Annotated in this window: 15 protein-coding genes; 10 read left to right on the top strand and 5 right to left on the bottom strand. The window is 51.8% G+C overall.

What is annotated here, in order from left to right; genetic code table 11:
• Positions 1–78 precede the first annotated feature (78 nt).
• The 4 genes from BJP06_RS08160 to BJP06_RS08145 all read left to right on the top strand — a co-directional run bounded on the left by BJP06_RS08160 (position 79) and on the right by BJP06_RS08145 (position 3,959).
• A complete protein-coding gene (locus tag BJP06_RS08160; protein ID WP_071573502.1) occupies positions 79–687 on the top strand; it encodes a septum formation initiator family protein in 609 nt (202 codons plus the stop codon).
• A gap of 511 nt (positions 688–1,198) precedes the next feature.
• The gene (locus BJP06_RS08155) at positions 1,199–2,350 is read left to right on the top strand and encodes an ImmA/IrrE family metallo-endopeptidase (RefSeq protein WP_071573501.1); all 1,152 of its coding nucleotides are present in this window, start codon (positions 1,199–1,201) and stop codon (positions 2,348–2,350) included.
• A gap of 107 nt (positions 2,351–2,457) precedes the next feature.
• On the top strand, positions 2,458–3,003 hold the full coding sequence (locus BJP06_RS08150) for a DUF501 domain-containing protein (protein ID WP_071573590.1): 546 nt from the start codon (positions 2,458–2,460) through the stop codon (positions 3,001–3,003).
• A complete protein-coding gene (locus BJP06_RS08145) occupies positions 3,000–3,959 on the top strand; it encodes a Ppx/GppA phosphatase family protein (RefSeq protein WP_071573500.1) in 960 nt (319 codons plus the stop codon). The genes BJP06_RS08150 and BJP06_RS08145 overlap by 4 nt, the downstream gene beginning before the upstream one ends.
• Here the strand turns inward: BJP06_RS08145 and BJP06_RS08140 are convergent.
• On the bottom strand, positions 3,956–4,204 hold the full coding sequence (locus tag BJP06_RS08140; protein ID WP_071573499.1) for a hypothetical protein: 249 nt from the start codon (positions 4,202–4,204) through the stop codon (positions 3,956–3,958). The two genes, BJP06_RS08145 and BJP06_RS08140, sit on opposite strands and share 4 nt — an antisense overlap.
• Positions 4,205–4,349: 145 nt before the next feature.
• Between BJP06_RS08140 and wecB the strand changes: the two genes are divergently transcribed.
• Positions 4,350–5,489 carry a non-hydrolyzing UDP-N-acetylglucosamine 2-epimerase gene (gene wecB, locus BJP06_RS08135; RefSeq protein WP_071573498.1) on the top strand — a complete coding sequence of 380 codons (1,140 nt, stop codon included), beginning with the start codon at positions 4,350–4,352 and terminating at the stop codon, positions 5,487–5,489.
• Here the strand turns inward: wecB and BJP06_RS08130 are convergent.
• A complete protein-coding gene (locus tag BJP06_RS08130) occupies positions 5,467–6,318 on the bottom strand; it encodes a hypothetical protein (RefSeq protein ID WP_143110598.1) in 852 nt (283 codons plus the stop codon). The two genes, wecB and BJP06_RS08130, sit on opposite strands and share 23 nt — an antisense overlap.
• Before the next feature lie 294 nt (positions 6,319–6,612).
• Between BJP06_RS08130 and BJP06_RS08125 the strand changes: the two genes are divergently transcribed.
• From BJP06_RS08125 to BJP06_RS08105, 5 genes are read left to right on the top strand one after another with little or no spacing between them, the layout of a single operon-like run.
• Entirely contained in the window at positions 6,613–7,917 is a 1,305-nt protein-coding gene (locus BJP06_RS08125; protein WP_071573496.1) for a glycosyltransferase family 4 protein, read from the top strand.
• The gene (locus tag BJP06_RS08120) at positions 7,917–8,513 is read left to right on the top strand and encodes a hypothetical protein (RefSeq protein WP_071573495.1); all 597 of its coding nucleotides are present in this window, start codon (positions 7,917–7,919) and stop codon (positions 8,511–8,513) included. Before BJP06_RS08125 ends, BJP06_RS08120 begins: the two co-directional genes overlap by 1 nt.
• Complete coding sequence (locus BJP06_RS08115) at positions 8,513–10,591, top strand: glycosyltransferase (protein WP_071573494.1); 2,079 nt, start codon at positions 8,513–8,515, stop codon at positions 10,589–10,591. Before BJP06_RS08120 ends, BJP06_RS08115 begins: the two co-directional genes overlap by 1 nt.
• 56 nt (positions 10,592–10,647) lie before the next feature.
• Positions 10,648–11,508: an ABC transporter permease gene (locus BJP06_RS08110; RefSeq protein WP_255365823.1), complete on the top strand. Its 861-nt coding sequence runs from the start codon at positions 10,648–10,650 to the stop codon at positions 11,506–11,508.
• Entirely contained in the window at positions 11,501–12,343 is an 843-nt protein-coding gene (locus BJP06_RS08105; RefSeq protein ID WP_255365822.1) for an ABC transporter ATP-binding protein, read from the top strand. The genes BJP06_RS08110 and BJP06_RS08105 overlap by 8 nt, the downstream gene beginning before the upstream one ends.
• 793 nt (positions 12,344–13,136) lie before the next feature.
• Here the strand turns inward: BJP06_RS08105 and BJP06_RS08100 are convergent.
• Genes BJP06_RS08100 through BJP06_RS11955 form a run of 3 tightly spaced genes read right to left on the bottom strand, consistent with a single transcriptional unit; the run spans position 13,137 to position 19,358 of the window.
• Positions 13,137–17,132 carry a glycosyltransferase family 4 protein gene (locus BJP06_RS08100; RefSeq protein ID WP_143110597.1) on the bottom strand — a complete coding sequence of 1,332 codons (3,996 nt, stop codon included), beginning with the start codon at positions 17,130–17,132 and terminating at the stop codon, positions 13,137–13,139.
• A complete protein-coding gene (locus BJP06_RS11960; RefSeq protein ID WP_143110596.1) occupies positions 17,129–17,686 on the bottom strand; it encodes a hypothetical protein in 558 nt (185 codons plus the stop codon). The genes BJP06_RS08100 and BJP06_RS11960 overlap by 4 nt, the downstream gene beginning before the upstream one ends.
• A 4-nt stretch (positions 17,687–17,690) precedes the next feature.
• Positions 17,691–19,358: a hypothetical protein gene (locus BJP06_RS11955; RefSeq protein ID WP_143110595.1), complete on the bottom strand. Its 1,668-nt coding sequence runs from the start codon at positions 19,356–19,358 to the stop codon at positions 17,691–17,693.
• Positions 19,359–19,740: the final 382 nt, after the last annotated feature.

The following is a 19,740-nucleotide window of genomic DNA, read 5'->3' as shown; positions in this document are numbered from 1 at the left end:
TACGCACCCCCTGCCCATCGCGCGCTCGCGCGTGGCAGGGGGTGTCGCGTTTTTCACTGCTGTACACTAATGAGCACTATGAGCACTGGCACGCCCCAAGACAAGCACACAGCGAAGCGCCGCAGGAAGCGGCTGGCTCGCACTGTGCCCGTGGCGTCCCGCGAGCAGCGCAAGCAGCAGCTCGCCGAGCAGAAGGCCAACAGGGAGTCGCGCTTCGCCGCCCCCAACTTAGCGACGCTCGCCCTGCTCATCATCGTGCTCATCGCCGTACTTGTGGCAGTAGCAGCCCCACTCCGCAACTTCTACGAGGGCCGCAACGAGATCGCGCGCGCCCAGGCAAACATCGAGCACTTGGAGCGCCGCCAGGCCGACCTTGAGCGCGAGATCGCGAAGTACGAGGACCCCGAGTATCTCAACCAGGTCGCCCGCCGGCGCCTCGGTGTGATGGAGCCAGGCGAGTCCGCCTGGCGAGTCATCGACCCCCGCATGACCCACGGCACCACCATCACCTCCGACGAAACCCCCGACGACCGTGGCTGGGCCGTATTCCTCTGGGACTCGCTACGCGAGGTCCCCGAGGACGTTCCCGCCGACGCTCCTGAAGAATCGCCTGCTCCCGCGGAATCGCCTGCGCCCGAAGCGCCCGCGGAAGCACCTGAGGCGCCTGACGCGCCTGAAGCGCAGTAAACCGAGCCTAAAAGGTAGCAACAGGATTACTGCAATCCACTTTTTGCACGCTCCCACCTGGATTATTCCAATCCCTTTACTCCCATTTGGAGAATGGCCAGGCTGCCAGCCCCACGCCACCTCGAGCGCTCCCGTCGACCGATTAACAGCGTGCTATTAGCAGCGTGCGATTAATGGAGTGCGACGCTGGTCGCCGAAAACTGCCAAGCCCGGCCCAAACAGCGCGACCTGCATCGCACGACATCTAGCGCACGCTTTTAAGGTTCACGCTGGGTTCCAGCAAACGCAATCAAGGACCAGGACTGAATAGCCTGAAACCAACACAACGGGCTGCGACAACTAGACCAGCAGTGGCTGATTGATTACCTCACGCTCCCGAAAAGAAAGAAGCGCTCGAAGCTCACTGAGTTCTTCGGCTGGGTCCTTGGGTTTTAACGTTTAACCAGGCAAGTTAAAGTATTCTCAATTCTGTTGCGCCGTTTTCATTACCAAGATTGAAAGGAGGGAAGCGATGGGGGTTCTGCGTGTTGATATCGAGCCGTCTGTACTGGACTGGGCGCTGCGACGTACAGGACTCAGTGACGAAAAGCTCCGTGGCACGTTTCCCAAGGTAAACGATTGGCGCTCAGGGGAGGAGCGTCCGACGCTCAACCAAGCGAAGGAACTAGCGAAGAAGGCACGAATCCCATTTGGACGGCTCCTTCTACAGGCGCCTTCTGGCGAAGAGACTGATTTACCTGATTTTCGTACTGTCAGAAATGAGCGTCTCGATGGGTTGAGTCCTGACCTGCAGGAAGTTATTCACTCCGCCGAGGCGCGCTTGGGGTGGTACGCGGATTACGCAGAGGAAGTTGGAATTCCCGGTCCTGAAATTCTGCGCTCTGCCCAAGATTCCACCAGTTCCATCCTGGCTGCTCGCCAGTCTCGCATCGCGCTGGGGCTTGACGAGGCTTTTGCAATTCCTGGGCCAGAAAAAGTTACGTCACTAACGCATCACATGGAAGATACAGGGATTCTAGTATCCCGGAATTCCATTGTTGGAAACTCTACTCAACGTCATCTGAGTATTGATGAGTTCCGTGGATTCACCCTGATTGATGGGGAATACTGCCTGGTGTTTGTGAATACAAGTGACGCCAAAACTGCGCAGCTTTTCAGCCTCGCTCACGAGCTGGGACATGTTGCTTTGGGGGAGGCTGGTATTTCTGACCACAGCGACCACCTGAAGGTAGAGCGCTGGTGTAACGAGTTTGCAGCGGTATTCATCGCCCCAGAGACTGCAGTGAAGGAACGGTACAACAAGAAGTGTTCTTTGCTCGACAACGTCACGTCTCTGGCAAGCGTGTTTGGCATCAGTAGGGAAGCGATGCTGTTGCGCTTGAAAGATATTTTCCTGATCGAGCAACAAGAGTTCGACGAAGTTATGCGATTGGTCCGTGTCAGGAATGAAAAGAAAGCTACACAAGAAGGCAGCGGCGGTCCTTCGTTCCATGTTCTCGTTCGGTCTCGAGTCGGCGGACGATTCTTTGAGACGATCACCTTTGCCGCAAAGTCCGGACAAATTCCTGAGAGAGATGCTGCGCGGCTTCTTGGTGCTGCCTCGTATAAGTCCTTTGAGAACTTGGTGAACAAAAGCCATTGGGCTAGCCGGGAGGTGGGGTAGCCGGTGTATCTAGTTGATACGAATGTTTTACGGGCCCGGCACATCACGGTGTAGCTAACCGCCGCACCGTTCCACCACCGCCCACCTCGTGTGGAACAATGTTGCTCATGCAACCGACTCAAGAGGATCTCAATATCATTCAGGAGCAGCTCGGCCGCGCGCCTCGCGGTGTGCTGGAAATTTCCTACCGCACCCCGGATGGTCAGCCTGCGGTGGTCAAGACTGCACCCAAGCTTGACGACGGCACTCCGTTCCCCACGCTTTACTACCTGACGGACCGCCGTCTCACGGCCGAGGCTTCGCGTTTGGAGGGCGCTCAGGTGATGAAGTGGATGGAGGCCCGCCTGGCCGAGGACGAGGACCTGCAGAAGGATTACCGCCGTGCCCACGAGTACTTTTTGACGAAGCGCAACGAGATTGAGGATCTGGGTACGGACTTCTCTGGCGGCGGCATGCCGGACCGGGTGAAGTGCTTGCATGTGCTGATTGCGTACGCGCTTGCGGAGGGCCCGGAGCACTTCCGTTTCGGCACCGAGGCGGTGGCGCTTGCTGCCGAGCACGGTAACCTGCGCGGCACCGCGATCCCTGCCGACTGGCCGACGCTCGAAGACCTCGGCATCACGCTCGCTGAGGCGGGGGAGCACCTCGCATGAGCCAGCCGGTAACGCTTGCCGCGGTCGACTGCGGCACGAACTCCATCCGCCTCCTGATCACCCGTTTCGACCCCGCAACGAGCACGTTCGAGGAAGTCTGCCGCGAGAACATCATCGTGCGCTTGGGGCAGGGCGTGGACGAGACGGGCGCGTTTAACCCGGAGGCGATTGAGCGCACCCGCAAGGCGCTCGCCACTTACACCGAGCGCATGCTTGCCGAGGGTGTGCAGCGTGTGCGCATGGTCGCCACCTCCGCGACCCGCGACGCCTCCAACCGCGACGTCTTCTTCGACATGACCCGCGAGCTGCTCAGCCAGATCCAGACCGGCGCACAAGCTGAGGTGATCACGGGGGAGGAGGAAGCCCAGCTTTCCTTCATCGGCGCCACGATGGACCTTCCCGCAGGCGACGGCCCCTTCTGTGTCATTGACTTGGGCGGCGGCTCTACCGAGTTCGTGGTGGGCAACGGCGACACCATCGAGGGCCGCATCTCCACCCAGATGGGGTGCGTGCGCCTCACGGAGCGTTTCTTGCGCTCGGACCCGCCAGCGCCCGAGGAGCTGCGCGCGGCCCGCGACTACGCGCGCGAGCAGGTCCAGCACGCGGCAGCGGTGGTCAACATGGCGAAGGCCCGCACGGTGGTCGGCTGCGCCGGCACCTTTACGACGCTCTCCGCGCTCACCCAGCGCCTTCCCGAGTACGACCCAGCCCGCATCCACCTCTCACGCCTCTCCTTCGAGGATCTGCGTGCCACCATCGCGGAGATCCAGGCGTTGAGCGTGCAGGAACGCAAGGGCCACCCGGTGATCCACCCCGGGCGTGCCGACGTCATCCCCGCCGGCGCCGCCGTCGTCGAGGAAATATTAAAAGCCGCCGAGGATCTCACTGGTCTTGACTCGATTGTGATCAGTGAGAAAGACATCCTCGACGGCATCGTGGCCTCGTTGGCGAACTAGTCCTCGTCGGGTTCCAGGATCTGGTTGTGATCGCCCCGCTTGCCGCGTAAGTCTTTGATTTCGCGCATGCGGGGTTCCGGATCGATCTTGTTCGCGATGGCCTTACGGGTGGAGGTCACCACCTGTTTGGCCACCGGCGAGTTCACTGCCTTCTGTGTGGCGTTGACAATCTGGTGATAGCGCTTGCGACCGGCTTTCGTGCCGAACACGTACCCGGCGGCTGCTCCGACAACGAATTGAATCATGGGTGCCATAGTACATTTTTCAAAAGTGACAGTGGCGAGGGCGGGGAATTAATGGCCTACGTCTGTTATCTGCACTAGATTAAAAGGTGTTCTTGTAACTGCGAACCACATTGAGGAAGCTGTGTCTGAAGCAAAGCCCAAAGTAATGACGATTTACGGGACCCGCCCCGAAGCGATCAAGGTAGCACCTGTGGTTAAAGCCCTGGAGGCCGACGACCGCCTCGAATCTGTTGTGGTTTCAACTGGCCAGCATAAGGAAATGCTCGAACAGGTGAATAAGCGATTCGATATTCACCCAGACCATGACTTGGGTCTGATGAAGCCAGGGCAGACTCTCAACGAGCTTGTATCCCGCGCGATGCAGGGGCTCGACGCAGTCATCGAACAAGAGCAACCGGATGTCATTATTTCTCAGGGAGATACGTCTACTGCGATGACAGCCGCGTTGGCTGGGTTCCATCGAGGTGTCAAGATCGTGCACTTGGAGGCAGGCCTTCGAACTGGAAATATTTTCTCGCCATTCCCGGAGGAAGCGAACCGCAAGATTATTGGTCAGGTAGCGAGTTTGCACTTGGCGCCAACCGAGGAATCTCGTGAAAACTTGCGCCGTGAGAACTTCCGGACGAAGGACATTGTTGTTACAGGCAACACCGTCATCGATGCCTTGCTCGTTGCATCGAGCTGGGACGTCAACTTTGACGACCCTCGTCTGCAGCAACTCGCTGATACTGATCAAAAAGTTGTCTTAGTGACGACCCACCGACGTGAAAACCTGGAAGCAATGAAGGAGATCGGCGGTGCGGTGCGAGATCTGGCGTCTGAATATACGGACCATGTCTTTACACTGCCTTTGCACTTGAATCCAAAGGTGCGAAACGCTGTATTGCCGCTTGTCGAAGACCTGCCAAATGTGATCATCACAGATCCACTCCCGTACGATCAGTTCACCGCGTTGCTGAACCGTGCCTACCTGGTGCTGACCGACTCCGGCGGTGTCCAGGAGGAAGCGCCATCGCTAGGAAAGCCAGTCCTGGTTATGCGCGAGAATACGGAACGTCCTGAGGCGGTGGTCGCGGGTACCGTCAAGCTTGTGGGTACTGACCGCAAGCGCATTGTGGCCGAGGCGAAGAACTTGCTTGATCAGTCTGCTGCATATGACGCGATGGCGAACGCAGTCAACCCGTACGGTGATGGTCGCGCGGCCAAACGAGCGGTGGCCGCGATTGCCGAGATGGTTGGTGTTGGCGAACGAATTGCGGAGTTTACTCCGGAAGTTCAGGCGTAAACAGCTCATCAGCTAGTAGCGTGGACCAATCGCCCTCTAGGGCTACTGCGTATTCCAAAATTCCACGAAGCAAAAACGGAGGTGGTGGGGCGTGACCGACGCCCCAATCATCTACAATGAATGCGCGGCGTTCTGCATTTCCCTCAGTAGCTTTAGCCCAAGGGCGTGCGTGTTTCTCCAAATGAAGAGTGTCGTTGACACACTGTAAATATGCCACATGGTTAGGGAAAGTCTCCGTATACAGTGGCAGCAAGTTGGTGGTTGCGGGAATCTCTGAAATTGATGCCCCGGCCCAGCTGCTATCCAAGAACTCCTTTACTTTGTTCGCTTGATAATCACGGATATTAGTTTGAGGGTTAGCTGATATAGCTAGTGAGCCTGGAAAATGATGGGAGAAGTAAAGAGCCGCAAAGCCTCCTGCTGACGGGCCATAAAAACAAAGATTGTTCGCATGCCCGAGACCAGTTTGAATGTGCTCGATTAGTTTCACAAGCTCGTCTTGAAACGCAAAGTCAGGGGACCCAGTGAACCAGCCGATTGGGCTATCACGGCCTAGGAGCGGATCGGATACGAAAATGACGTTGGCGTCTAAGTCGTTCGTCAACTGCTGACCTACGAATAGGGGGAGCTCAGTGTCTAGGCCGGCTGCTGCGTGGAAAATAACAATAGTTGTGGTGGCACCACGATCGGATACCATCACTTCGAGCAAATGCTCCCCACACGGTATTACTTGAATTCCAGGAGTAATTGGCGAATCATAAAATTCAGCCAAGGACTCGTGAAGCACTGACGGTGTGTTATAGCGATGATAATTCCGGACAAAGACCATGCCAAGTAGTCTAATCACGACGACCGCTATGTGGCATCTGCAGTCTCCCGCCGTAGGTTGCATCGGAGGAGCGTTTTTACCTGCACCGTGATTGGGTGGCTGTATAACTAATATGCGTGGTTACATGCCGGGAGTAGTTGTACAAGGAACCAATTAGCTTTTGAGCCCAACACAGGGGAGAAAGCCGAGGGCTGGAAGCGCTCAGGGTGAGAGGGGAAATAACGTTTACAAGGGCTGCAAAGGTAAGCTGAATGTCAGAATTTTGGTTATGCCACGCGAAAGAAATTTAGTGCATTGAAAACCCTCATCTTGTCTCAGTATTGGTATCCAGAAAATGGGGTACCACAGCGACGTTGGGCGTGGTTGACAAAGATTTTGGTTCGTAATGGACATCAGGTTACCGTCATTGCGCCTCCGCCACATTATGAGAGGAAAATTACATTCAGTCACTGGAAAGATAGCCAGGGTTGGAGGTCTCACACTGCTGCGGAAATCGGACCATCGGGTGAACGCATAATTAGGTCTGGGTTTTTTCCTGCGGGTACTTCGCTTACGCAACGGATTTTTAATCAAGCTTTCGTAGCGCTTTCGATGATTGCATTGCACGTTGTGCCTGGCAAACGCGCCAGGGAACTTCGTCCAGATCTTGTGATAGGCACTGTGCCGGCGTTACCGACCTCGGTCATTGCTGCCTTGGTCGCGCGATTGCACGGGGCTCCCTACGCATTGGATTTACGGGATGCGTGGCCTGATCTTCTCAGGGAAAGCCGGAGCTGGAACGAGGGGGTTGGAAAACGGACATTACGAGAAAAACTGTTGAGTGTGGGGCCTCTTCAGCTGTTGTCGGGGGCAACGGAAAAGTCCATGAACTTGTCATTGAAGAAGGCCAGCGGCGTCATTGTTACCTCGCAAAGAGAAGCAGATCATTTATCTCGAGAATTCATGCAGCTCCCAGAGGGCCGGCGTCCAGTATTGCGAGTTATCCGGAACGTGTTTCCACCTAAGTCAGACTCTCAGAGAACTGTAGTAAGAAGCAACAGTCCTTCTCTCCGAGTCTTATATGCAGGAACATTAGGGCGTGCACAAAAACTAGAAAATGCCTTAGTTGCTGCAAGAATAGCGAGAGACGCCGGAATAGATCTGGAGCTTCGATTAATCGGAGATGGGGCTGCGTGGTATGCCCTGCATGAGAAAGCGGAGGAGCTTGGCCTGGATGTTGAGTTTCATCACCGGCTGCCTGCTGATGAGCTTCGCGAGTATTACGACTGGGCCGACACCGGGTTGGTGCACTTGACCGACTGGGAAGCTCTAGAGCGCGCGATCCCGTCGAAAACATATGAATTAATGGAACTTGGTGTGCACATCAGTGGCGTCGTGACTGGAGAGGCGCGTGATCTTATAAAAGAGCTTGGGGCTGGGCACGTGGTTGAGCCTGAAAATCCATATGAGCTTGCAAAGTTGTGGTCTGAGTTATCAAAGCATCCAGAATTGCTGTCGGTTTCCGATGCGGGGCGGAAGTGGGTACAGCGTCAACGTGATGAAGAGGTGCCGAAAAATTTGTTGGAACTTATTGCTGAGATCGAGCGAAGGAACTCTTGATGATCACTGTTCTCAGTACAGAACCCTATGATGTGGCTGAAAATGTGAAGAAAGCAGCTACGTGCGTAATCCTTCCCCGTACGGAGCAATCAGTCGTCCTGGGTGAAGATCTCGGGGATGCAGTGTTTCACAAGTCCATTGATTTCGAGGAAGTTCCACGCCGTGAGCGGATTATCTTTGTGAATGCTCCTGCGGAGGAAAGCGTCCTGCGGCCGGAAATCAAGAAGCTTGGATGTTTTGAGTATTGGGTCGATATTCAAAATGTAGCCGACCTGCTTGAGTGCTTGCGTAATGGGCAATCTCTGACAGTGTTAGGCATTAACGCACATGACAATTGGCTGAAACTTTTGATACAGCCAGGAGAGAAGAATGGAAGGCCTGCCAGTGATTTGCTTCGGGGCATCGAGTTGGCGGTCTATGCCACGCAAGGAAGAACGGATCCTGTGGCGCCGGCATCGGCTCAACCTCCACATATAGAACCTGGTTTCGGTTCGTTGCTTATTAATTTCATCACACCTTACGCGAAACCGTTTAAACAATACCTGCCTAAAAGCATGGTTGCTGCTTTGTACAAATTGTTGGAGAAGATCCGCTGATGTCACTGCCAAGGTTTAGACCAGGAATTAGTGTTATCGTTCCGACGTACCAAGGGAGAAAACGACTGCCTCGGGTTCTAGCGTCTTTACTGAATCAAACACTTGACCACACGCTCTTTGAGGTGTTGTTCGTCCTCAATGGACCCGATGACGGTAGCAGGTTGCTTATCGAAAACTTCCGTGAGCAGCATCGTACGTTAAACATCCGGGTGCTTTCGAGTACCCGATCAGGAGTCGGCGTAGCCCGAAATATTGGATTAGCGTCCGTTTTAAGAGAGTATGTGACATTTCTCGACGACGATGATGCATTTGAGCCTAGATTTTTGGAGGTTGGGCTGAAATCTGCCCGACCAAAAACATGTGCTTTGTTACCCATTATTGATGTTGTTGGCGATGAGCATTTGTGCTCGTCAAGCTTGGGACTTCGCATTATGGCTTTAAGAGGGACGTCGCAATTAATTGCCAACACACCATGGGTATTAGGATTTAACGCCTGTAAGATCATTTCAAGTGAGACCCTATTAGCATTCAGGTACCCGGAAGACCTTTATTCAGGCGAGGACGTTGTCTTTTTCGCTCAGTTACTGGCGATGCCGGACTTGTTGGTTTGTGTTCCCAACGACACTGAAGATGCTGGATACTTGAGAACTCAGCGGGAAGGGTCCGTTTCGCGACAGAATATGACTTTCGACTTCTGCGTTACCCAACGGCTGAAGGTCATTAGCAGACTCCGGTCAATTGAGATTCCTGCTGGGGTTCTATCGGCTATGAAATCTTTGGTTCGTTCGCAGTTTAGTTTTGTAGAACGATTTCTCACTGAGCATCCTAACCAGTTAGATGAGGCGATCGCGCTCGCAGTTGCGCTGAAGATAGATAATTTAGACTGGGAGGGACTGCGGCCAAACAGATCGAAGAGGCTGGTCATCTCTTATTGTTTCCCCCCGTATGCCGATGCTTCCGGAAACGCCATCGCCAAAACAATTGCGAATCAAGGTGAGCTTGTTGACGTAATACATGCGGATATGGCTCAAGTGCGCAAAAAAGATGCTTCAACCTCACTCATCGTCGAGCCTTTTGTGGATAGACGAGCTGAGATTGAGGGCACTACGTCGTTTTCTACTTGGCCGTTGATATGTGTTTTTGCGCGAAGGGCGTTGAAACAAGCAGAAGTTTGGTCGAAGACGAATAATGGCTACGAATCTCTTTATTCTCGTGCCTTGTGGTCCGCTTCACACGTTGCAGCGTGTTTGGTGAAGTTGAAGTATCCGACTATTTCGTGGGAAGCGGAGTTTTCTGATCCACTTCGGTATGGCGTTGATGGAAATTTACGAGTCGGAAAAATAACGCCGGGATTCGTTACGTATAAGTTGAAGAGGGCTATCAACCAAAGTCATTGGGCAGGACTAGCAATAACCAGCCATTTTGTTCTGACAGAACTTGCAACATTCATCCTTGCTGACCGGATAGTTTTTACTAACGAAAATCAACGAAGCGTAATGCTTTCACCGTATCCTCAGGATCTTCGGGAATTTGTCACAGCTAAATCTGTTATTCGAAATCAGATTAAGCCGTCGCGCGAACTTTTCTCGCTAGGAACCCAACAAGCACAAGTCGTCCGAGGGAAAATAAACATTGGATACTTTGGGACCTTTTACAGGAACCGTGGCATCGGCGACGTAGTACAAGTACTTGAGGCACTTGACGAGGAAATCCGCAAAAACTTTGTGCTTCACGTTTACTGTAGCGATCCAGAAAGTGTGAACCGAATACTATGGGAAACTGGGAGTGCAGTTGATGTTCGAACGTATCCGTACTTGAATTACTTGGACTTTCTTGCCAGCTCCGATCTTTTCGACGTACTTCTCGTCGTGGATGCTGATGTAAATCACGATGCGTTTGGGAAGAACCCTTTTTTACCGTCAAAATATGCTGATTACTCCGCCTCTAATGCTCCGGTGTGGGGAATCGTACAAGCAGGATCTCCATTGTCGGGAATGTCTCTGAACTTTGTGAGCTCAGTGGGCGATGCCGTCAGTATTCGAGAGGTGCTTTTTCAACTGTACAGGCAGCTGGGGTAGCCTACTTGTAGTTCTATGCTGTTTCAGTTGGTAGAAATTGGAGGGACGAGATCCCCGTGAGCGATGCAAACTCCATCGTGGTCCCGCTTGAAGGATTAAAACCGCTTAATCCTAGGCCGGGTCTATTTGAGTATGTTCAACAGCTGTGGGTCAGACGCTTCTTTATTATCGCCGAGGCACGATCTAAAGCGCTACGCTCCACCAGGGACTATCGACTCTGGAAGCTTTGGCTGATTGTTAATCCGATTTTGGGCGTCATTTTTTACGGCTTTCTGTTTGGTGTGTTATTTCGGACATCTCGTGGAGTCGAAAATTTCGTCGGTTACCTGTTTCTAGGCATGATATTTATGCAGATGATGACAGGGCTATTTTCAGCAGGTAGTGGACTCATCCGAGACTCTAGAGCCATGATCCAAGCGTTTGCGTTTCCTCGCGCCGCACTTGTTTTTTCCCAGACGCTCCGCGCGGCGATTGACAATTTGCTCCCCGCGTTAGTAGCAATTGTTTTAGCTTTTCTTACGCAATGGGGCAAGCCTCCGACTTGGACTACCCTGCTAGTGATTCCGCTATACATAATGATTCACCTATTTGGGTGCGGATTGATGTTTCTGACCGCACGAATAACGGCTGAATTACCGGATACAAAGGCTCTTGTAGGAATAACAACGCAAGCTTGGTTTTTCTTGTCTGGAGTGATGTTTTCCCTGGATCGATTCGATCATGTGTCCTTTATCCAAAGCATTATGTTTCATAATCCAGGGTATGTTTTCCTGACCGCAATTCGAAACACTACCATTTACGGGACAGTGCCTGACTTACAAGAGTGGGGAATAATGCTCGTCTGGACGCTAGGTACGTTGCTGGTAGGTTTCCTGTTTTTTTGGAGGGCGGAGCAAAAGTATGTCCGGCTTGCATAATGATGCACGGGAACCGCTGCAAGAATTGGTCGCTAATGTAGTTGTTCAAAACGTTTCAAAGCGCTATGTAATTAGTGAATCTCGTTCTGATGATGCGAAGACAGTTCGTGTTGGCAGAAATAAACACGTCGTTGATTCATTGGTTGATGCCTCCTTAGTAGCCCGAGCAGGTGAATCAATTGGAATCATCGGCGTCAACGGTTCGGGCAAATCGACTTTGTTAAAGCTGATTTCTGGTGGGGAAGTCCCCACTGAAGGCCGTATCCTGGTTCGCTCCCAACCGGTGCTGATGGGCGTTGCACCTGCATTGCAAGGAGGGCTTTCAGGAGAGTCTAATATTTATCTCGGCTGCCTTGCACTGGGAATGTCACCTTCTGAAGCGCGAGCTCAGATTCCTTTGATCGCAGAGTGGACGGAGCTAGAAGAAGCAATTGTACGACCTATGTCTACGTATTCCTCAGGCATGGCTGCGCGATTGGGTTTTGCGATCTCAACTGCAGTCAAACCAGATATACTCCTTATCGACGAAGCACTGTCTACAGGAGACGCAGCCTTCGGGGCTAAGGCTGCCAAACGAATGGAAGAGGTCCTTGATCGGGCAGGCAACCTATTCTTAGTTTCACACTCGATAGGCCAAATTGAAAAGAATTGCGAGCGGTGCATCTGGATTCACAAGGGGAGAATTATCGCTGACGGAATGACGGAAGAAGTATCACCTCAGTACCATGAGTGGGCTCGTTTGTTAGGGAAAGACAATAAGGCCCCAGCGGAGGTGTTTCTGCAGGAAGTCATTTCTCGATATGTTCAGCCAGAAATCCAACTTATAGATTCATGACAATTGTAGATTGCCTAATTGCAGCAGCCTCAAGGCCGCGTTTCAGCGTTGTCGATTCGGAGTAGTTGGTACCGAGCTTCCGCGTAAATGGTATTGCAGCGTTGTTCTTCTTCCCAGTAAAGAGGGCGACAGTACAACCCGATGGTGTTGCGTCATCTTCAATATGGGCGTCGATTCGGGATAGTTGGTACCGGGGTTCCACGTACCTGGCACCGCAGCGTTGTTTTCTTCCATAGTAAAAGATGACGCGACACCACCACAACCCGGTGGTGTCGCGTCATCTTCGGCTTGGAAGGCGCCAACTTGGGGTTAACGTCAAACAGTCCTCGGGTGTGATCGAGCCTGTTGCGCGGGGTATCTAGCAACACCGTGGTGACTACCGGGTAACGCAATGGTGGGTATCGAGTAACGCTTTGGAAGAAGATTCTTCTGACCGCGTGAAACAGGGCACGCGGCATCATTAGAGGAGTCCGATCGTGAGTGATTATCGGGCCGTGATGGACCTTGTCTTACAAGGCTGGTCATGCCTTCGAAGCATATGTGGGCACCGCGGACTCGCGGACGGTATCGGGAAATTTTGCAGGCATCGGAATACTCTCCTGACCTTGGCACTCCAAAGAAATGTCCGCGTTGCCTAATCAGCACGGTGTTACTAGGTGCCCCCGCAAGAGGGATTGCCACGTCGTCACCGAACAATCATCGGGAACGAGATTCTTGATGGTTAGGCGGACCTCAAGTCTACGGAGTGAGATACTCACTGCCGGACGGACAGAGAATATCTGTGCTGCAATGCCTACCCAGTAGCAAATTCCCGAATGCGCCTGGATTGTTGCATATCAGGAAGGAGAAAAGTCGGAATATGTGGAAGTTTGCCATTGGTCCAGTCATCCCACGCGGAATAAGGGACGAGAGCGCCGTTGGTTCCGTTTGCTGCAAATGATTCAGAGTCCCGGCTTATAGCATTTGGGGTGCATGATAGCCAATGGCTCAATAAATAGTTCTGTTCCAACCTATCCTGACTAGAGATAATCACCGCGAAGTCGGTCGAAAGCCCGTCCATATTGGGTATCGCAACTGCTTGGGGTGCAAAGTTGAGATCAGTATATGGGGGCACATCGACTTTGCGTGTCCCTACTACACAGATTTCAAACAGGTATCTTGGTAATGTCTGAGCAGCCAGGTCCTCCCACAGGTTTTCACTCGGCGTTGCGGAGGAAGCATCAATGAAAACCGTGATGGAATCGAGATTAAGTAAGTCTTCGTCATCGTGTGGAGCTGTCCAGTCTTCGAAGAACGAATCGAACCCATTTGCTTGAGAGGATTCTGTTTCCCCGACCAGTGTTCGTCTAGATATCGATTCTATTTCTACATTCACGTCTGAGCCTCGCAGCAGGATTGGCCAACGTAGGGAAGACGGAAGTTCAGGATCCCAGTAAGAAATAGTTCGAATAGAAATTGGATGTTGCTCGAGGAGTTGCCGGATCGTCTGTACAGATGTCGAGGCTATCGAATCCGCCTTTCGAGCAGTAGCAAATAGGCGCTCAGGAAGTGATCGCTCTGCTCCAAAATTGTTTAAAAATATCGTTGGTATGCCGAAGAGGCGGGCCCGATCAAATATCCTTGCAACTAATGTCACCGCAGTGGGATTCGACGCCACGGTGTGGCTTGACCATTCATGTGTATCGGCAATGTCTGAGTGCACTATTACCGCGTCTAACTCCGGTGACACTTGTGCTTCAAAGTCAGCTGGCGAAATCCTAAGAACAGCTTTTGCCACGTCGTTCAATTCCCGTTCGACCGCGGTTGGAGCGATCAATCCAATCTTTAGCTCACTGATGGGTCGCAGTAACTCGGTGGGTAAATTTGTCGTTCTAGATGACGGTGTCTTCGCGAAAATCTGCTCTATTTGATCAGCAGACCAGCAGGGTATTCCTGTGGTTGTTGGCTCGCCCCTATCAAGACAGGCGTCAAAAACCCAGAACGATTTGATGGAGTTGATTAGATGACGATTTGTTGCTATCACCAAATCAGCACGTTCGAACGCGCTCCGTACCAATTGCGTGACAAAATCAGTTGGCCGCGTCTTGCGCGAAACCGCGTCCAGTGAATTTGCCGTTTCAGCATCATCAACGAACCAGACGAACTGAATCCCCAGCACATCCGCGGCAAGTGCTGTCGGCAATGCCGTCCACCATGGGCCGACAGCCGCCAGTGCCGTCGTATTTCTATGGATCCCAGACGCAATGATGCGAGCTTTAACTGCGTGTATCCATCGGTCCAAACGGAGTTGTCCATCCTCGATGAAGGTCTCATCAGCGGGGTTGGGTTGAACTTCGAGGACTGTTGTCTCGGGATTGTATCGTCCATCCAGGCGCAAGTAATTCGGAGGGACTAGATCAATTGCCTCGCGGTCGATGCCGGAAAGCGACAGGTTTAGATCAGCTGAGTACTGAGGCTTGACTAACGTAATTTTTTCCTCAGGTTTTGAAGGGTATGCGCTGAACGGCCTGAAGTGTGTGAATCGCCTCTCATCGAGAGCAGCCAAACCACGGGTATAAAGCTCAATGTCTTTCAAGGGACCAGTGGCTGATCGAGTCGCCGGAATGTTTTCGTCCAATACAGCCAACGCAGCTTCTGAATCGTGCTCCGATAAGGCCTGTTCTACTGTCTCGAACAGACGCTCTTGCTCGGGCAAAAGATGTGTCAGAGTGCGCCTTTGGGAGGAGCGCGAAGAAAACAGCGTTTGAATCAAGCCTAGCCACTGAGCACGAACAGAGTCGTTTGAATACTTACCCGCAAACGCGATGGCGTTCTGCGACATTTCTTTGAAGCCAGTGACAGTTTTGCCGCTGAGCACAAGTTCGATTGCTTCGTCGAGGCTATCAATGTTGTGCTGAGTTCCCAGGATTTCTTCTGAACCTTCACGACGCCAAGCAATTGGTACGGCACCACTAATTGCGCCCTCCACGGCAGCCATATGGAAAGTCTCCCGAGTTGAGGGAGAGAGTATCCACCCAATTTTTGTCAGCCAGTTGCCCATGTCAGGTGAGAACTTCTCGAAAGCAATGTGCTGAAGTAGTTTAGGGTTTTCCCGTATACGCGAAAAGAATTCGCGATAAGAATCTTGGTGAGCGGACTTCTTCCACTCCCAAGCGTAATTCCAAGGTACATGCCCCTTGATATGAAGTGTGTATCTTGGATCAATTTCAATGAGCGCTTCCAACAGATCCAAGGCTCTGTCTGGCCGCTTAAGGATCGGGACAATGCCGACGATTCCGAGATGAAAACGGGCGTCAGCAACCTTGTCCCTGCGAATATCAGCTGGATTTACGCTGTTGGGTATGACGAGGACTTTGTCTGCTGGCCAATCTTTCAGTTTGAGGGCCTTTTGACGGTAAAATTCTGAAGCCACAACGATTGCTGCGCAGGCATCTACGTTGAGATCATCAATCCAGTCGGAAAGAAGTTCGTAACCGTGGAGGTGGACGATTAGTTTTTGATGGGGACGTACGTTCTGCGAATACCAAATAGCGTTCTTCGATGCGAATTCAGCGATGATAACGTCGGCCCATGCCAAATGAGGGGCGCTTTTGGCGGGTTGCGGTTTTGCGTTAGCCTCAAACAGGTCGACTCTAGTATCTAAGTCGTTTCTTTGGACAAGCGCATCGATAATGTCGCCTGCAAACTTAAAGTCAGCACCAGCAAGTAGGATCTTTATTTTCTCATTAGACGGGGGCGTCGTTCTATAATCAGGCAAGTCAAACTGCCAGTACTCTGCAAAAGAAGGCAAGTGCTGAGGGACGTCGTCTTCAAATTGCGTTGAGGATAAACCGGTTAAGTCTTCGACCATTTGGAAGTCTATCGTCAGCGGGGCTGCGCCCCTCATGCGGGCGATTGATGACGTCACAACATTCTCGAGCTTCTCTGGTGATCCAAAAATGAGCACCCGTGACTTACTTGTCACATGGGGACTTGATAGCAACGGCTCGTGGTCAAGACGCACGTTAGGCACTTTTGTAAGGCCCGTAGCGGCTAGGACTGTCGATTCTTCATCACTGGGGTTTGTTGGCCACCCACAGATCACAATTTCCGGTGGCGTCCGCTTCTCAATGTAAGAGTCTGCAAGCGCATCGAAATTGTGAAGTCGAAGGCTGTCAATACTACGTGAGAAATCGATGATAAAATTGTTGCGGTGCGGAGATTTCACCTCTTCAGACCTAGCGAGGTCAGAAAAATCTGGAACTGGAAGAAGCCGTGTTTTAGATGTCGCCGCTGGAATTCTTGAATCCAATTGCGCTCGAACAATTGGGGAAGTAGTAAGTAATAGCTTTCCACGTTCGGCGACGAGAGTGGCTTGCTTTAGTTCCGACTCGGTGAATACTTTGGGTGCCAGGGGTTGGTCATCCAAAATGCTCCAATGACGGGTCATGAGGGAACCGTTGCCGGCAACTTGACGCGATAACGTGAGGCCCTGGGTTAGGATAATGTCGTATTCGGTTTCTTTTGCGACAGCAATGACTTGCCGTGCTCGAAAACGCGGTGCCACACCCCCCTCATCGTAAGAATTTGCTTCAGAGAACTGTTGGGCAGGAATGAGATTTGCACCGCGTTCGACGAGTTTTGAATGTAGTGGGCATTCCTCTTGACTTTTCGCGAGGACATCAACTTTTGCATTTTCGCTGAGTAGCCACCGGGTGGTTGCCTCGGTCCAGAACGCATTTTCTTTGTTTGACAAATAATCTACGTCGGGAACGAAGAGTATCCGAAGGTCGTTTTTTTCGCAGTTCATTTGTTTACCTCTCGCTCCAGAGCTACGTCAACCAAAAATTTCCACAAATCAGACTGTGGCGCGTTTTCTTCCAAATCAACTTCTGGGATGTTATGAAGGTCCACAGTAGCGGTTGATTTTAACCATTTTGTATCTGTCTGGTCTGGACGTGTGGGGTTTCCTAGCCAATATACGATGGCTCCTTTTGCTCGGAGTTCGCGGCCAGCATCAAATATTTCCTGGGCCAATGGTCTGTTTCCGCCGCTGTCAGCTGAAATCCAGGGACCTTGGTCGAATGCATCTGTGTCAATTAGCAAATAACGGATGTGATGCTGTTTCGCTTGGGAGATTGTGCTGCCAGGCATAGCAACTTCAAAGGGGGTCGTTGCCGACCAGTTTGCAACCATTTTGCGAGAAGTAATGACAAGAATCGAATCCTTCGAGTCTTGAATATACTTGTCTGCAAATATCAAGTCGTGAAGCGTGATCTTGAAATTGCTCTCACGAACTGGGGGTGTTGCTGCGCGTCCTAAGTGCCGAAGCAAATCGTTTAAATTAGAAGCCGCGGAAACCATGCTTTCACTCTTCCTCGAACTTAGCAGTCAAATCAGGAAACTTACGAAGGATCATGTCCCATAATTGAGTCCGGGCAGATGCAACATCGCCAACTGGGGTTTTTATATCGGCGGGCTTACCGGACAAGATTGATCCTTCTTCGATGAACGCCCAGGTTTTTGCTGATGATCCTGCATAGTCGCTCCACTTTGACGGGAGGTATGGGTTCCTCGAATGATGATCACCAGATCGCGCATCATTTACGATCAAGTAATCTAACTTTTCTGTCGTTGCGAGGAACTTGAGGTAGGGGAGTGACGGATTAAAGGTTACGTGATCTTCAATCCCGCTCGCGCCCACGCCCTCGTACGCGCGATTTACGAGCTCATCGTAGCGTTTCTTCGAAAACCCGCGCGGCCGTTGGTTACCTTCTGATGCCGGAATATAATTTGTGAAAACGTGCAAATGGACTCGCTGTTTTAGCGCTTCCGGTAGGGTGCGCATTGCAGCCGTAACTTCTGTAATTGACCTACTGGAATAGAACTCGCCAAAGTAACCTAAATTCAAAACATCATTGTCAACTGCATACTCGGATGTTTCATGAAGGTAATATGACCTGGGCAACGTTGGGTGATTACTGACGATTGCTCGATTCTGCACGCGCTCCCTCAGACGCTGCGATGGAACCTGCTCGAGCATAGTTTTCATTTGGTTTTCGTTGGTGAAGTAGATTTCGTCTGCCTGCGTGTAGACGAGATACTCCGCCAATGAAAACACTGTCATCGAATCGTAGGCTAGTTCTGGGTATTCTTCTGAAACTAGTTGAAAGTAGAACTCGCTTAATTCATCACGCGGTACAGATCCACCGCGTGGAAGTCCTTCTACATCCAAAGAAAGTGGGTCGGAGAATTCTGCAATCCACTTAACTGAAGGGTAACGGCTTTTGAAAAGTGCTCCGGCATATATTGACGGTGCCCACATTGCGCGGGAATAGAGAAACTCGTAATTAGCCCCGTTCTCCATTTTTTGGGAGGCAAATTCTGTGGCTTTCACTGCAAACCCCCGAAATGGCCCCCAAGATGCCCAGGAAGGGGCCATTGGGAGAAAGTATCGGCTTGCCACATATGGTTCTGCGATTGCCTCGATTGTATTGTCGACTTTCTTGCGATGAAGAAATGAGCAGGCAATCACATCAACAGTAGTGCCGAAATCGCGAAGGCGCTTTGAGGCAACTGTGGCGCCAGTGTCCTGGAACGGAGAAAAATTGTAAAGCATGGCTAGTCCACGGGCGGGGGGCTGAACGGCGTTCCATGGAAAGGTTCGTTTTGATGTGGCTTGCACCCGATCGGATACGCTGATTCGTTCGTCTGGGTGTGTAACGAGGTAGTCGGCGAGCCACTCGATGACAGTGTTTCTACCTGCCAAAATTTTGTTTCGAGATTCTATGTCTCCGACCGTTTCGGATAGACAGATCGCCGCGTCGTTAATAAGCGCACACATTTCGGCCACAGAATCGGGTTGGAGAATTTCATTGGCCGAATTTGTTGTTTGAGCGTCGCTGATTGGAAGCTCAATTCCAAGCGGATTACGGATGGCCTCAAAAATTTGGTGAGTACCCTGGTTGATTAGCGGGAGGCTACTTGAAAGCCCTGCCGAGATGACCTCGACGGCGCGATCTGTGAGTGGATGCATCTTTTGGTTGTTCTTAGTTTGTGCGGGGAATGGACTTTTGAGCTTCGCTCGAAACTAGACGTAGCATGCGAGCTTCCCTGCGTAGTGCATTTATAGCGTTGTTGAGATCTTGAACGTCGGTTGTGTCAGAAAGTCTGGAAGACAGTAACTGTGTTGAATCGCTAAGCTCCGCAAGTTTCGAGTCTAGCGTTCCTCGCCTGTCATTGAATGCTGCATAAACTTCGTCAAAGTTGCCTGACTGTATAACGTGCTTAATTGCATTCAAGCTCCTACGCATTCTCAGGTGGCTAGCAAATGGCAGGATCGCGAGCGAGAGCGCGACGAAGGCCATCCCAAGGTTGAATCGACTTGTGAGAATCGTGACGCAGCCTATGAAGGCTGC

This window comes from Corynebacterium sp. NML120713, assembly GCF_001875735.1.
Lineage (GTDB): Bacteria > Actinomycetota > Actinomycetes > Mycobacteriales > Mycobacteriaceae > Corynebacterium > Corynebacterium pseudogenitalium.
Note: the sequence above shows the minus strand (reverse complement) of the source record. Positions and strands in the feature narration are given on the sequence as shown.